Here is a 12,929-nt window from a genome sequence, read left to right on the forward strand (position 1 = left end):
GATGCCCCGCATCGTGAAGCTCGCCGTCATCCCCGGAGACGGCATCGGACCCGAAGTCATCAGCGAAGCCGAGAAGGTGCTCGAGGCGGTGGTCGAGGGGAGCGACGTCCGCTTCGAGCGCACGACGTTCCGCCTCGGCGCCGATCGCTACCTCGCGACGGGAGACACGCTGACGGATGCCGACCTGTCGGCGATCGCGGCGCACGACGCCATCCTCCTCGGGGCTGTGGGGGGTGTGCCGGGCGACCCTCGACTGAAGGACGCGAACATCGAGCGCGGCCTGCTCCTGAAGCTGCGATTCGAGCTCGACCACTACGTGAACCTGCGTCCGTCGCGACTGTATCCGGGCGTGCCCGGCCCCCTCGCGGACCCCGGAGAGATCGACTTCGTCGTCGTCCGCGAGGGCACCGAGGGGCCCTACGTCGGGAACGGCGGAACGATCCGCAGGGGGACGCCGCAGGAGGTCGCGAACGAGACGTCCGTGAACACCGCGTTCGGGGTCGAGCGCGTGGTGCGCTTCGCCTTCGCGCAGGCGCAGCGTCGCCGTAAGCGCCTGACGCTCGTGCACAAGACCAATGTCCTCGTCCATGCCGGCGGGATCTGGAAGCGGATCGTCGACACGGTGGGCGCGGAGTTCCCCGAGGTCGCCGTAGACTACCTGCACGTCGACGCGGCCACGATCTTCCTGGTCACCCACCCTGCTCGTTTCGACGTGATCGTCACCGACAACCTCTTCGGCGACATCCTCACGGACCTGGCCGGCGCCGTCACCGGTGGCATCGGCCTCGCCGCTTCGGGCAACATCAACCCCGACGGCACGTTCCCGTCGATGTTCGAGCCCGTTCACGGCTCGGCGCCGGACATCGCCGGTCAGGGCATCGCCGACCCCACGGCGGCGATCCTCTCCACCGCCCTCCTGCTGGAGCACCTCGGCTTCGTCGAGGACGCATCCCGCGTCACCCGGGCGGTCGAGGAGGACATCGCCGCGCGGAGCGGAGGGGCCCGGTCCACCTCCGAGATCGGCGACGCGATCGCCGCCCGCCTCCGGGCGTAATCTGAGCACAGTCGACGCCGCCGAAGACCCGACACCCAGGACGTGAAATGACCCTCATCGACACCGACACCGACACCGGACTGCCGCCGCTGGACTTCAGCGTCTCGCGCAACCTCAACGCCGCCTCTGCTGAGGCGCGAGAGGAGGTGCTGGCCAATCCTGGCTTCGGCACGCGCTTCACAGACCACATGATCGACATCTGCTGGTCGGTCACCGGTGGGTGGCACCGTCCGCGCGTGCAGCCCTACGGCCCGCTGGCGCTCGACCCGGCGGCGGCCGTCCTGCACTACGGGCAGGAGATCTTCGAGGGCATCAAGGCCTACCGTCACGCGGACGGCTCGATCCACACCTTCCGCCCCGACCAGAACGGGCGGCGACTGCAGCGTTCCGCCCGCCGGCTGGCGCTCCCCGAACTCCCCGTCCCGTACTTCATCCAGTCGCTGCGCGAGCTGATCGCCGTCGACGGGGACTGGGTGCCGTCCGGCCCCGACCAGAGCCTGTACCTCCGTCCGTTCATGTTCGCCAAGGAGGCGTTCCTCGGCGTCCGTCCGGCGCACAAGGTGGGCTATTACGTCATCGCCTCGCCCGCGGGCGCGTACTTCAAGGGCGGTGTCCAACCCGTCTCGATCTGGCTGAGCGAGGACTACGCCCGCGCCGGAAAGGGCGGGACGGGGGCGGCGAAGACCGGCGGCAACTACGCCGCGAGCCTCCTCCCGCAGTCCGAGGCGTATGAGAACGAGTGCGACCAGGTCGTCTTCCTCGACGCGGACGGCAACGTCGAGGAGCTCGGGGGTATGAACGTCGTGTTCGTGCGCAAGGACGGCACGCTGGTGACCCCGCAGTCGCCGTCGATCCTCGAAGGCATCACCCGTGACTCGATCCTGCAGCTCGCGCGCGACCGCGGACACCGTGTCGAGGGCCGGGCGGTCTCCCTCGCCGAGTGGCGCGACGGCGTGGCCTCCGGAGACATCGTCGAGGTGTTCGCCTGCGGGACGGCGGCCGTCGTCACGCCCATCGGCATGCTGAAGGGTCGCGATTTCCTCGACGAGCAGCCGAGCGGATCCCTCGCGCTGTCGCTCCGCGAGGAGCTGACGGACATCCAGTACGGACGCCGCGAGGATGTCCACGGCTGGCTCACCCGCCTGGACGCGTGAGGTCGCCGTGAAGATCGTCCGCTTCAGTCACAACGACGCCATCCGCTACGGCATCCTCGACGACGGGGACCTCGTGGTCCTCGCCGCTGATCCTCTCTTCGCGGGGTTCGACACCACGGGGGAGCGGGTGCCGCTCGCGGATGTGGCGCTCCTCGCCCCGGTGATCCCCCGCTCGAAGGTCGTGTGCGTCGGCCGCAACTACCGCGACCACGCCAGCGAACTCGGGAACGACGTTCCGGCCGAACCGCTGCTGTTCTTCAAGCCGAACACCTCGGTCATCGGCCCGGGGGATGCCATCGTCCTGCCGCCGCAGTCCGAGCGAGTGGACTTCGAGGGCGAGGTCGCGGCCGTCATCGGGCGGATCGCCAAGAACGTGTCGGCCGATGACGCCCTCGACTACGTCTTCGGATACACCGCCGCCAACGACGTCACCGCGCGCGATCTGCAGCGCAGCGACGGGCAGTGGGCGCGGGCGAAGGGGTTCGACACGTTCTGTCCGCTCGGGCCCGCGATCGAGACGGATTTCGACCCCACCGGGTCGGCACGCGTCCGCACCCGCGTCAACGGCGAAGAACGTCAGAACGGACCGGTCAGCGAAGTGATCTTCCCGCTCGCCGACGTCATCGCCTACGCTTCCGCGGCGTTCACCCTTCTGCCCGGCGACGTCATCCTGACCGGCACCCCGGCGGGCGTCGGTCCGCTCGCCGCGGGTGACATCGTGGAAGTGGATGTCGAAGGGCTGGGCATCCTCCGCAACACCGTGCGCGCGTCGTCACCGGTGTGACCGCGTCGTCGCCGATCTCCGACACCGAGCGCGCCCGCATCCAACGGCGCACCGTGGCGGTGCTCGGCGCCGGTCAGGTGCTCGGCGGTGTGGCGTTCGGGGCCACGCTCTCCCTCGGAGCCGTCCTCGCCGCGGACGTCTCTGGCGACGACGCTCTGTCCGGTCTGGCCACCGCGGCGGTGACGCTGGGGACAGCCGCCGTCGCCATCCCGCTCGCCGCCCTAGCACGGCGGGCGGGCCGACGCGTGTCCTTGACGACGGGCACCGCGGGTGCCCTCGCCGGGGTGGTCGGTGTCATCGTCGCCGCGTCGGTCGGGTCGTTTCCGTTCCTCCTCGCGGCGTTCCTCCTCATCGGAGCGGGCCAGGCCGCGAACCTGCAGTCGCGATTCGCCGCCGCGGATCTCGCCACCGACGCCACCCGAGGACGCGATCTGTCCCTGGTCGTGTGGGCGACCACGGTGGGGGCGGTGCTCGGACCGAACCTCGCCGGCCCGGGGGAGACGGTGGGCGCGGCGCTCGGCATGCCGCCTCTCACCGGTGCGTACGTGTTCACCGTCGTGGCGCAGGTGCTCGCGATCGTCCTCTACCTCTCCGCCCTCCGTCCCGACCCGCTTGCGCTCGCGATGCGGCTGGACGCGGCCGCGACGAGGGGCCCCGGGCGCACCATCGCGGGTCCCGATCGTCGGGCCCTCGCGCGATACGCGATCTTCGCGGTCGCCGCCTCGCACGTGGTCATGGTCTCGGTGATGGCGATGACGCCCGTGCATCTGCTGCACCACGGCGCGGATCTGGTGATCGTCGGCCTGACCCTGAGCCTGCACATCGCCGGGATGTACGCGGCGGCGCCGCTCTTCGGCATCCTCGCCGACCGTTGGGGGCGGCTGCGGACGATCCTCCTCGGACAGGGCATCCTCGCCACTTCGCTCGTGGTCGCCTCCCTCGGGGCGGAGTCCACCGCGGCGGTGACGGTGGCCCTCGTGCTGCTCGGCCTGGGCTGGAGCGCAGCGACGGTGGCCGGGGCGGCGCTGCTCACCGAGGCCTCGGCGGAGGATCAGCGCACGCGCCGCCAGGGCATCAGCGACTTCTCGATGAGCTTCGTCGGCGCGCTCGGCGCGATCGGGTCCGGGATCGTCCTGTCCGCGATCGGCTACGGCGGGCTCGCGCTCGTCGTCGGACTGGCCGTCGTCGCGACGGCCGTCCTCGCGGTCCTCGTCCGTGCCGATCGTGTCGGACGGGTGAGGGGTCGGTCCGGAGCGGGCACCTAGAATTGCACGCGATGTCTGCCTCAGCCGATCCCCGAACCACCACCGCCACCGGAGCCGATATCCGTGTGCGGTTCTGCCCCTCGCCGACGGGTCTCCCGCATGTCGGCCTCATCCGCACCGTGCTGTTCAACTGGGCCTACGCCCGCCACCACGGTGGGAAGCTCGTGTTCCGGATCGAGGACACCGACGCGGCCCGTGACAGCGAGGAGAGCTACCAGCAGCTCCTCGAAGCCCTGCGGTGGCTGAACATCGACTGGGATGAGGGGGTCGAGGTCGGAGGGCCGCACGCGCCCTATCGTCAGTCGCAGCGTCACGAGATCTACCGTGAGGTGCTGCAGAAGCTCGTGGATGCGGGTGCGGTGTACGAGAGCTACTCGACCGCGGAGGAGATCGACGCGCGCAACGAGGCGAACGGCCGCGCGAAGCAGCTCGGCTACGACAACTTCGACCGGGATCTGACCGAGGAGCAGCGCGCCGCGTACCGCGCGGAGGGCCGTCAGCCCGCCTGGCGCCTGCGTGTGCCGGACGAAGACCTCACCTACGTCGATCTCATCCGCGGTGAGGTGACGTTTCCGGCGGGGTCCTTCCCGGACTTCGTCCTGGTCCGCGCGGGCGGTGTCCCGCTCTATCCCTTCGTCAACCCCGTCGACGATGCGCTGATGGGGATCACCCACGTCATCCGCGGCGAGGATCTCATGCCGTCCACTGCGCGTCAGCTCGCGCTCTATCGAGCCCTCGTCGAGGCCGGCGTGACCTCCTTCATCCCTCGCTTCGCCCATATGCCCCTCGTCCTGGGCGACACCGGGAACAAGAAGCTCTCCAAGCGCGACCCGAAGGCCGATCTCTTCCTTCAGCGGGAGCGGGGTTTCATCCCCGAAGGCCTGCTGAACTACCTCGCCCTCCTCGGGTGGTCCATCGCGCCGGACCGGGACGTGTTCTCCCTCGAGGAGCTCACGGCGGCATTCGACATCCGGGACGTGAATCCGAACCCCGCCCGTTTCGACCAGAAGAAGGCCGAGGCCATCAACGGGGACCACATCCGGATGCTGCCGCCCGAGGTCTTCGCGGATCGCATCGTCCCGTACCTTCAGGGCGCGGGGGTCGTCGATGCGCCTCCGACGGGTGAGCAGGCGCGACTCCTGCGCGCGGCCGCGCCCCTCATCCAGGAACGGCTGCCCCTTCTGGGTGACGCCCCGGGCCTTCTCGGCTTCCTCTTCACGGATTCCGTGTCGTACGAGGACGACGCGATCGCCTCGCTGCCCGCGAACGCGGATGAGGTGATCGTCGCCTCCGTGGCAGCCCTCGAGGAGCTTCCGGCGTCCGAGTTCACGGCCGTCGCGATCCAGGAGGCGCTCGTGTCGGCGCTGATCGACGGACTCGGTCTGAAGCCGCGGATCGCGTACGGGCCTTTGCGGGTCGCCGTCAGCGGTCGACGGATCTCTCCGCCGCTGTTCGAATCGCTGGAGCTTCTCGGCAAGGACGCGACCCTGCGGCGTCTCACCGGGTTCGTGAACCGGTGACCCGCCCGGGTTCCGACCGGTTTGTCCGGTGGTCCGCCGTGGGATAGACTCGACCCTCGGTACGACTTCGGTCGGAACCCCCTTGGGGTATGGTGTAATTGGCAACACGGCTGATTCTGGTTCAGTTGTTCTTGGTTCGAGTCCAGGTACCCCAGCAAGACAGATAGCCCGGCATCCGCTCAGCGGAGAGCCGGGCTTCTTGCTTTTCCGCGCACGCCTGCTCGTGTGGGTATTTGTTGGTTCTTCTTGTTTTGCTTTGGTTTCTGTTGTAGCGTGAGGGCACCTTGACGCTGAGGACGGACCATGTACGCGACGGAGCGACACGCTCACATCACCCGGAGCCTGACGGATCGCGGTCGCGTGTCCGTCGTCGACTTGGCACGAGACCTGGGAGTCACGACGGAGACGATCCGTCGCGACCTCGACGCGATGGAGGAACAGGGCGTCCTGCGACGGGTGCACGGGGGCGCGGTGCCCTCCCGGGGTGGCAGCACCACGGAGGTCTCGATCGCCGAGCGGACGAGCGTCAATTCCGGCGCGAAGGACGCCATAGCACGGCGTGCGCTCGAGGTCATCACGCGCGGGTGGCGCGGCTCGGTCCTGTTCGACGCCGGGTCCACCGCCGCTGCCGTCGCCCGCCTCATGGGCGACCGTGTCGCCGGCACCGGGGCGCAGATCGACGCCGTGACACACGCCGTCCCCGTCGCGCACGCGCTGTCGACGGTTCCGGGGATCGATCTCACGGTCCTCGGCGGCCAGGTCCGCGGGATCACCGCCGCGGCGGTCGGCCCCTCCACGGTCGACGCCCTCCGGTCGCTGCGTCCCGATCTCGCCTTCATCGGCACGAACGGCATCACGGCAGGATTCGGCTTGAGCACCCCCGATCCTGCGGAGGCCGCGGTCAAGACCGCGATCGTCCGTGCCGCTCGCCGCGTCATCGTCCTCGCCGACGCCGACAAGATGGGCGTCGAGTCCTTGGTCTCCTTCGCCGACATCGCCGACATCGATGTCCTCGTCACTGATGCCCCGCTCGACGCGGAGCTGTCCGATGCCCTCGCCGCCGCGGACGTGGAGGTCTGGCTCGCATGATCGTCACCCTGACCGCGAACCCGTCCCTGGATCGAACGATCGTGGTGGACGCGCCCCTTCGGCCGGGCGAGGTCCAGCCGGCTCACCCTGGGCGGGAGGATGCCGGTGGCAAGGGGATCAACGTCGCTCGCGTGATCTTCGGGGCGGGTGTGGCCGTGCGCGCCGTGCTCCCGCTCGCCGATGACGACCCGTTCGACAGTGCCCTCGGTGCCACGGGGATCGACGCCGTGCGCGTCCCGATCGCCGGCCGCGCCCGCGCGAACCTCACGATCACCGATCCCGAGGGGATCACGACGAAGCTGAACCTCCCCGGCGCGACGCTGTCGGTGTCGGAGGCGGACGCGGTCATCGCCGCGGTCGTGGAGGCATCGCGCGGAGCCCGGTGGCTGGTTCTGGCCGGGTCCCTGCCTCCGGGAGCCGGGGACGACTTCTACGTGCGGGTCATCGAGGCGGTCCGTCGAGCCCTCGGCGACGACGCGCCGCGGATCGCCGTCGACACGTCCGGGGCCGCTCTCAGCGCGGTGGTGGACCGCGCCCGACCCGATCTGATCAAGCCCAACGACGAGGAATTGGCCGATCTCACCGGGCACGCGGCCTCGCCGGACACCCTCGTCGCCGGCGTCGCCGATGCGGCCCGCAGACTCGTCGGGTCCGCCAAGATCGGCGCGGCGCTGATCACCCTCGGCGGGGAGGGCGCGGTCCTCGTCACCGCCGAAGGGGAGTGGTTCGGCCGCCCGCCCCGCATCGATGTGGTGAGCACGGTCGGCGCGGGCGACAGCTCCCTGGCGGGCTACCTCCTGGCGGATCACGCCGGCGCCGTCCCCGCCGAGAAGCTTCGCTCGTCGATCCTCTACGGCGCCGCCGCGGCAGCGCTCCCCGGCACGCAGGCGCCGCGCCCGACGGATCTCCCGCGCGGCGATGTCGTCGTCACCGCACTTCCCTGACACCCCTTTCACCACATCCGACCATTGGAGGTCACCGTGTCCCAGACCATCACTCCAGGCCTTGTGAGCCTGGACGTCGACCTCGGCGCCGACAAAGCCGCGGTCATCCGGGCTCTCGCCGAACGCGTCGTCGCGCAGGGCCGCGCCACCGACGCCGAAGGCCTCTTCGCCGACGCGTGGGCGCGCGAGCAGAAGGACGAGACCGGCCTCCCGGGCGGAATCGCGATCCCGCACGCGAAGAGCGCCGCCGTGTCGGAGGCCTCTCTGGCCTTCGCGCGGCTCGCCCCGGGGGTCGATTTCGGCGCCGCCGACGGGCCCGCAGACCTCGTCTTCCTCATCGCCGCGCCAGCGGGTGCCGCCGAGGCTCACCTCGCGGTCCTGTCGAAGCTCGCCCGCAGCCTCATGCAGGACGACTTCACCGCTGGCCTCAGGGCCGCGGTCACCGACGAGGACGTCGTCGCGATCGTCCGCCGGGCGATCGGCGAGGAGGGCGCGCCCGACGCCGCCGCCTCCGCGCCCGTCGACGCGCCGACGTCGTCGGCCGCTCCCGCTGCCGACGACACCGTCCTGATCGATGGTCGTCCCGCGCGCATCGTCGCCGTGACCTCCTGCGCGACCGGGATCGCCCACACCTTCATGGCCGCGGACGCGCTCACCGCGTCGGGGAAGTCCTCCGGGGTGGACCTCACCGTGGAGCCGCAGGGCTCCAGCGGGTACCAGGCTCTTCCGCAGAGCGTGATCGATGACGCCGACGCGGTCATCTTCGCCACCGATGTGGACGTGCGTGAGCTCCAGCGTTTCGCGGGGAAGCCCGTCGTCCGTTCCGGGGTGAAGCGCGGTATCGAACAGCCGTCGGCGCTCATCGCCGAGGCGGTCGCTGCCGCGAAGAATCCGTCGGCCCCGCGGGTGAACGCCGCAGCGGCCGCCGCGACCTCCGCGTCGGCATCCGATGCGAACATCGGCTGGGGCGCGCGCATCCAGCGGATCCTCCTCACCGGCGTGAGTTACATGATCCCGTTCGTCGCCGGCGGCGGCCTGCTGATCGCGCTCGGCTTCGCCCTCGGCGGGTACGAGGTCACCGCGAACGCCGCCGACGTCATCACGCAGAACTCGCTCTGGGACCTCCCGACAGAGGACATCACGTCGCAGTTCGGGCCACTCGGACAGTACCTCGGCTCGGTCATGTTCATGATCGGCGCGACATCGATGGGCTTCCTCGTATCGGCGCTGGCGGGCTACATCGCCTTCGCGATCGCGGACCGCCCCGGCATCGCCCCGGGCTTCGTCGCGGGTGCGGTGGCCGTCCTGATGGATGCCGGCTTCATCGGCGGCATCATCGGCGGTCTGCTCGCCGGTTTCGTCGCCGCCGCCATCGGGCGCCTCGACGTGCCGCGCTGGTTGCGCGGTCTCATGCCGGTGGTGATCATCCCGCTGGTCGCCTCGATCGTGGCGTCGGGGCTCATGATCCTCTTCCTCGGGCGCCCCATCGCCACCCTCATGGATGCGCTGAACGTGTGGCTGACCGACCTTGCCGGCACCTCCGGCATCGTTCTGGTGGGTGTGATCCTCGGCCTCATGATGTGCTTCGACCTCGGGGGCCCGATCAACAAGGTGGCGTACGCCTTCGCCGTGGCGGGTCTCGCCGCGGGCTCCGCCGAGAACCCCACGCCGTACCTCATCATGGCCGCGGTGATGGCCGCGGGAATGGTGCCGCCGCTGGCGATGGCGTTGGCGTCGACGCTGCTGGCACGCGACCTGTTCACCCCCGTCGAACGGGAGAACGGCAAGGCCGCGTGGCTGCTCGGCGCGTCGTTCATCAGCGAAGGGGCCATCCCGTTCGCCGCTGCCGATCCGCTCCGGGTCATCCCTGCGTCCATGGTCGGGGGTGCGGTCACCGGCGCGCTGACTATGGTCTTCGGAGTCCAGTCCCTCGCCCCGCACGGTGGCATCTTCGTGTTCTTCGCGATCAACCCGATCTGGGGCTTCCTGATCGCGCTCGTGGCCGGTACCGTCGTGTCCGCCCTCGTCGTCGTCGCCCTCAAGAAGTGGGTCGGCCGCAAAGAACTCATGCAGGCCGAGGCTCCCATGCAGGCCGCGGTCGCCGTCTGACCCCCGACCATCACCCATCTCGAAGGAGAAATCATGGCAGAACGCCAGGCCACCATCGCCAGCAGCTCAGGGCTGCACGCTCGACCGGCGAAGCTCTTCGTCCAGGCCGTGCAGGAGAAGCCGGTTCCCGTCACCATCGCGGTCGAGGGCGGCGCCGATCTCAACGCCGGGAGCATCCTGTCGCTGATGGGACTCGGGGCGGCTCAGGGCACGGTCGTGACCCTCAAGGCGGAGGGCGAGGGTGCCGAGCAGGCGCTCGATGAGCTCGTCGCGCTGTTGGAGACCGATCTCGACGCCGAGTAGGACCACCGCGGAGAAGGACGGGGACGGATGCCGTGCGGCATCCGTCCCCGTCCTTTCGCGGTCCGCGCGTCAGAGGTCGAGGGAGTCTCCGGGCTCGAGGGCGGCGAACGAGCCGCCATCCTGCTCGACCGCCCAGCGCAACCGCGCCCGTCCCATCTCCAGGCCCGCCGCCGACAGCGTCATGTCGTGCGTCGCGAACGCGCGACGGGGAGCGACGTCGAGGACGAAATCGATCGCCTCACCGATCTTCAGCCAGGGTGCCCCGACCGGTGCGGCGAGCACGTCGACGGAGACGCCGTGGGGAACGGCGTAGGAATCGCCCGGGTAGTAGAAGCGCTCGTTCACCAGGACGCCGACGTTGTCGACCACCGGGATCGAGGAGTGGATGACGGCGTGGCGACCTCCGAAGAAGCGGAGGTCGAACGGAGCGAGGTCGAGCCGGTCGTCGGGATGCACCGGCACGACGTCGAAGCCCGCAGCCGCGGCGACCACCCCGGGCGGCCCGTAGATCGGGACGTCGCGATCCTGGTCGCGCAGTCGCGTCAGATGCTCCGCCGACCAGTGGTCGGCGTGCTCGTGGGTGATGACGACACCGACCAGATCACCCAGATCGTCCAGGGGAGAGGTGAACGATCCGGGATCGATCACGAGGGTCTTGCCGGCCTCGCGGAGCACCAGCGTGGCGTGTTCGAACTTTGTCACTCGCATGTCTCGAGTCAACTCGGCGCACCCGTCGACGACAAGCCCGGCGTCGATTCCCGCCTCGATTTGTCTCTCGTGTGAATGCCATGGCATACTCGAACGGTTGCGAAAACGGCCCCATCGTATAGCGGCCTAGTACGCCGCCCTCTCACGGCGGTAACGCGGGTTCGAATCCCGCTGGGGTCACCAACACGAAGAAGCCCGGACCGAATGGTCCGGGCTTCTTCGTTCGTGCGCGCTGTCACTCGGTCTTCGACTCCGACGGCGCCGCCGCCCTCTTTGCGCGACGTCGGCGGATCACGCGCACGGCGAGCCAGATGACCGCTCCGGCCACGCCGATCACGAGGATCCACGGCACCAGGAAGCCCAAGGCGATGACGATCGCGTTCAGGGTCGCCACCAGCCCGTTCCATCCGGCGGCGACACCGTCGGTGAAGCCCGCCGGGTCGGCCGCCACAGGCGACGTCCGCGGCTCGACGGTCACCCACAGGGACGCCATCGCGATCTGGTCATCGAGCATCTCGAGCTGCTGCTGGTACGACTCCAGCGTCGCCTGACGTTCGGCGAGCGCGGATTCGGCGGCGATGAGGTCGGTGACGTCGGCAGCCTGCGCAAGGAGCTGCGTCAAGCGCTCCACGGAGACTTCGGCGGCTTCCACGCGCGCCTCCAGATCGACCACCTGCGCCGTGACGTCGGTGCGATCGATCGACGCCGCGACCACCTCGCCGAAGCCGGCGAGGTCCTCGATCAGAGCAGGCAGCTCGTCGGCGGGGACGCGCACGCTCATCCATCCGCCCGAGGTGTCCGGAGAGACGACGGCGCCGGGTTCCCCGGGCATGACGTCGATCGGCTGTACGGGTTCCCACGCGCCGATCCGCGATGACTCGACGTATCCGCCGCGGGTGACCGCCGCGGAACCGATCGCATCGAGAGCCGCGGCCGGATCGGTCACTCTCAGCGTCGCCGAAGCCGACGAAATGACCTGTGCACCGTCGGCCATCGTCGCGCCGCCGCGCAGATCGGCCTCCGTGCTCATCTCCGGCGCCGCATCGAGGGCGACCGCCCCGGAGTCGGACACTTCGGCGGAGGCGGGACCGACCGCGGCGTCGTTCCCGCCGGAGACCACATCGCCCACGCTCGGAGCGATGACCGCCGCCACCGCGATGACGGCAGCCGCCGCACCGCCGGCCATCCACATCCGTCCGCGTCGCGCTCGTCGCCGTTCCTCCCGTCGTCGCTCCTCGCCGATGCGGGTGAACACCCCGTCTTCGATGCGCGCGAGGCGCTCGTCGTCGATCGGGGCGAGGACGACGTCGTCGTCCGTCTCTGAACTGTTCACGTGCTCTCCTTCACCACGGTCCGCAGTCTCGTGCGGATACGAGAGAGACGGTTCCTGACCACGCCGTGCGCGACCCCCAGCTCGTCCGCCGCCGCCTGATAGGCGTATCCCTCGGCCGTGCAGAGTCGGAACACCTCGCGATCGAGATCGCTCAGGCCGGCGACCTCGTCCGCGATCCGCGCGGCGAGGCCCGCGGTGATCACCTGCTGCTCAACATCGACCGTGGACGGCAGGGTCTCGTCGATCAACGCGGAACGGTGTCGGCGGTCGCGCTGCTGGATGCGGATGCGGTTCGCGCTCTGGAACCGGCAGATCGTCGCGAGCCAGGGGAGGAGCGATCCCCCCGCCAGTTCGAGCCCCGGAAGCTTCCGCCAGGCCACGACGAAGGTCTCCTGCGTCACGTCCTCGGCGTCGGCCGCATCGCCCAGCAACCCGTGCGCGATCCAGAACACGGGTTTCGCGTATGCGCGGAACAACTCGCCGAACGCCCGTTCGCTGCCCCCGGATGCCGCGGCGACGAGGGCCGCATCATCCCGCGTGTCCGTCGGTCCCATCGCCGTCCTTCACTCTCGTCGCCCCTCGGCGGTCGTCGTCTCTCGACACCAGAGTGTCCGCCCCGGACGAATCGTCTCACGGCGCCGCGCACGGTGTCGGCGGGGCGGCGGT

Annotated in this window: 12 protein-coding genes and 2 tRNA genes; 11 read left to right on the forward strand and 3 right to left on the reverse strand. The window is 69.9% G+C overall.

What is annotated here, in order from left to right:
- Nucleotide 1 precedes the first annotated feature (1 nt).
- The 10 genes from LTL01_RS11515 to LTL01_RS11560 all read left to right on the forward strand — a co-directional run bounded on the left by LTL01_RS11515 (nucleotide 2) and on the right by LTL01_RS11560 (nucleotide 10,222).
- Nucleotides 2-1,054, forward strand: coding sequence for a 3-isopropylmalate dehydrogenase (locus tag LTL01_RS11515; RefSeq protein WP_053548364.1), 1,053 nt, complete (start codon nucleotides 2-4; stop codon nucleotides 1,052-1,054).
- A 47-nt stretch (nucleotides 1,055-1,101) separates the two neighbouring features.
- On the forward strand, nucleotides 1,102-2,208 hold the full coding sequence (locus LTL01_RS11520; RefSeq protein WP_053548363.1) for a branched-chain amino acid aminotransferase: 1,107 nt from the start codon (nucleotides 1,102-1,104) through the stop codon (nucleotides 2,206-2,208).
- A gap of 7 nt (nucleotides 2,209-2,215) precedes the next feature.
- Complete coding sequence (locus tag LTL01_RS11525) at nucleotides 2,216-2,992, forward strand: fumarylacetoacetate hydrolase family protein (RefSeq protein ID WP_236968748.1); 777 nt, start codon at nucleotides 2,216-2,218, stop codon at nucleotides 2,990-2,992.
- Nucleotides 2,989-4,257: an MFS transporter gene (locus tag LTL01_RS11530; RefSeq protein WP_053548362.1), complete on the forward strand. Its 1,269-nt coding sequence runs from the start codon at nucleotides 2,989-2,991 to the stop codon at nucleotides 4,255-4,257. Before LTL01_RS11525 ends, LTL01_RS11530 begins: the two co-directional genes overlap by 4 nt.
- Before the next feature lie 11 nt (nucleotides 4,258-4,268).
- Nucleotides 4,269-5,777 carry a glutamate--tRNA ligase gene (gene gltX / locus LTL01_RS11535; RefSeq protein WP_236968670.1) on the forward strand — a complete coding sequence of 503 codons (1,509 nt, stop codon included), beginning with the start codon at nucleotides 4,269-4,271 and terminating at the stop codon, nucleotides 5,775-5,777.
- Between the two features lie 83 nt (nucleotides 5,778-5,860).
- A tRNA-Gln gene (locus LTL01_RS11540) sits at nucleotides 5,861-5,932 on the forward strand.
- Nucleotides 5,933-6,080: 148 nt separating this feature from the next.
- Nucleotides 6,081-6,866 (forward strand): DeoR/GlpR family DNA-binding transcription regulator, encoded by a 786-nt coding sequence (locus LTL01_RS11545; RefSeq protein ID WP_053548361.1) that lies wholly within the window; start codon nucleotides 6,081-6,083, stop codon nucleotides 6,864-6,866.
- Nucleotides 6,863-7,810, forward strand: a complete 948-nt coding sequence (locus LTL01_RS11550) for a 1-phosphofructokinase family hexose kinase (protein WP_236968671.1) — start codon at nucleotides 6,863-6,865, stop codon at nucleotides 7,808-7,810. Before LTL01_RS11545 ends, LTL01_RS11550 begins: the two co-directional genes overlap by 4 nt.
- Nucleotides 7,811-7,846: 36 nt before the next feature.
- Nucleotides 7,847-9,919, forward strand: coding sequence for a PTS fructose transporter subunit IIABC (locus tag LTL01_RS11555; RefSeq protein ID WP_236968672.1), 2,073 nt, complete (start codon nucleotides 7,847-7,849; stop codon nucleotides 9,917-9,919).
- 33 nt (nucleotides 9,920-9,952) lie between these two features.
- The gene (locus LTL01_RS11560) at nucleotides 9,953-10,222 is read left to right on the forward strand and encodes an HPr family phosphocarrier protein (protein WP_236968673.1); all 270 of its coding nucleotides are present in this window, start codon (nucleotides 9,953-9,955) and stop codon (nucleotides 10,220-10,222) included.
- Nucleotides 10,223-10,291: 69 nt separating this feature from the next.
- Here the strand turns inward: LTL01_RS11560 and LTL01_RS11565 are convergent, their stop codons facing one another.
- Entirely contained in the window at nucleotides 10,292-10,930 is a 639-nt protein-coding gene (locus LTL01_RS11565) for an MBL fold metallo-hydrolase (RefSeq protein ID WP_236968674.1), read from the reverse strand.
- 107 nt (nucleotides 10,931-11,037) lie between these two features.
- Here LTL01_RS11565 and LTL01_RS11570 point away from each other — a divergent pair.
- A tRNA-Glu gene (locus LTL01_RS11570) sits at nucleotides 11,038-11,113 on the forward strand.
- A gap of 52 nt (nucleotides 11,114-11,165) precedes the next feature.
- On the opposite strand, the gene LTL01_RS11575 is transcribed toward LTL01_RS11570, so the two are convergent.
- Nucleotides 11,166-12,263 (reverse strand): DUF4349 domain-containing protein, encoded by a 1,098-nt coding sequence (locus LTL01_RS11575; protein WP_236968675.1) that lies wholly within the window; start codon nucleotides 12,261-12,263, stop codon nucleotides 11,166-11,168.
- Nucleotides 12,260-12,817 carry an RNA polymerase sigma factor gene (locus tag LTL01_RS11580; RefSeq protein ID WP_236968676.1) on the reverse strand — a complete coding sequence of 186 codons (558 nt, stop codon included), beginning with the start codon at nucleotides 12,815-12,817 and terminating at the stop codon, nucleotides 12,260-12,262. Before LTL01_RS11580 ends, LTL01_RS11575 begins: the two co-directional genes overlap by 4 nt.
- Nucleotides 12,818-12,929: the final 112 nt, after the last annotated feature.

This window comes from Microbacterium aurantiacum, assembly GCF_021654035.1.
Lineage (GTDB): Bacteria > Actinomycetota > Actinomycetes > Actinomycetales > Microbacteriaceae > Microbacterium > Microbacterium aurantiacum.

Excerpts from the sequence above, each read along its gene's own strand:
- LTL01_RS11520 (WP_053548363.1), top strand. The coding sequence starts at position 1,102 with ATGACCCTCATCGACACCGACACCGACACCGGACTGCCGCCGCTGGAC.
- gltX (WP_236968670.1), top strand. The coding sequence starts at position 4,269 with ATGTCTGCCTCAGCCGATCCCCGAACCACCACCGCCACCGGAGCCGAT.
- LTL01_RS11515 (WP_053548364.1), top strand. The coding sequence starts at position 2 with ATGCCCCGCATCGTGAAGCTCGCCGTCATCCCCGGAGACGGCATCGGA.
- LTL01_RS11560 (WP_236968673.1), top strand. The coding sequence starts at position 9,953 with ATGGCAGAACGCCAGGCCACCATCGCCAGCAGCTCAGGGCTGCACGCT.
- LTL01_RS11580 (WP_236968676.1), bottom strand. The coding sequence starts at position 12,817 with ATGGGACCGACGGACACGCGGGATGATGCGGCCCTCGTCGCCGCGGCA.
- LTL01_RS11550 (WP_236968671.1), top strand. The coding sequence starts at position 6,863 with ATGATCGTCACCCTGACCGCGAACCCGTCCCTGGATCGAACGATCGTG.
- LTL01_RS11565 (WP_236968674.1), bottom strand. The coding sequence starts at position 10,930 with ATGCGAGTGACAAAGTTCGAACACGCCACGCTGGTGCTCCGCGAGGCC.
- LTL01_RS11545 (WP_053548361.1), top strand. The coding sequence starts at position 6,081 with ATGTACGCGACGGAGCGACACGCTCACATCACCCGGAGCCTGACGGAT.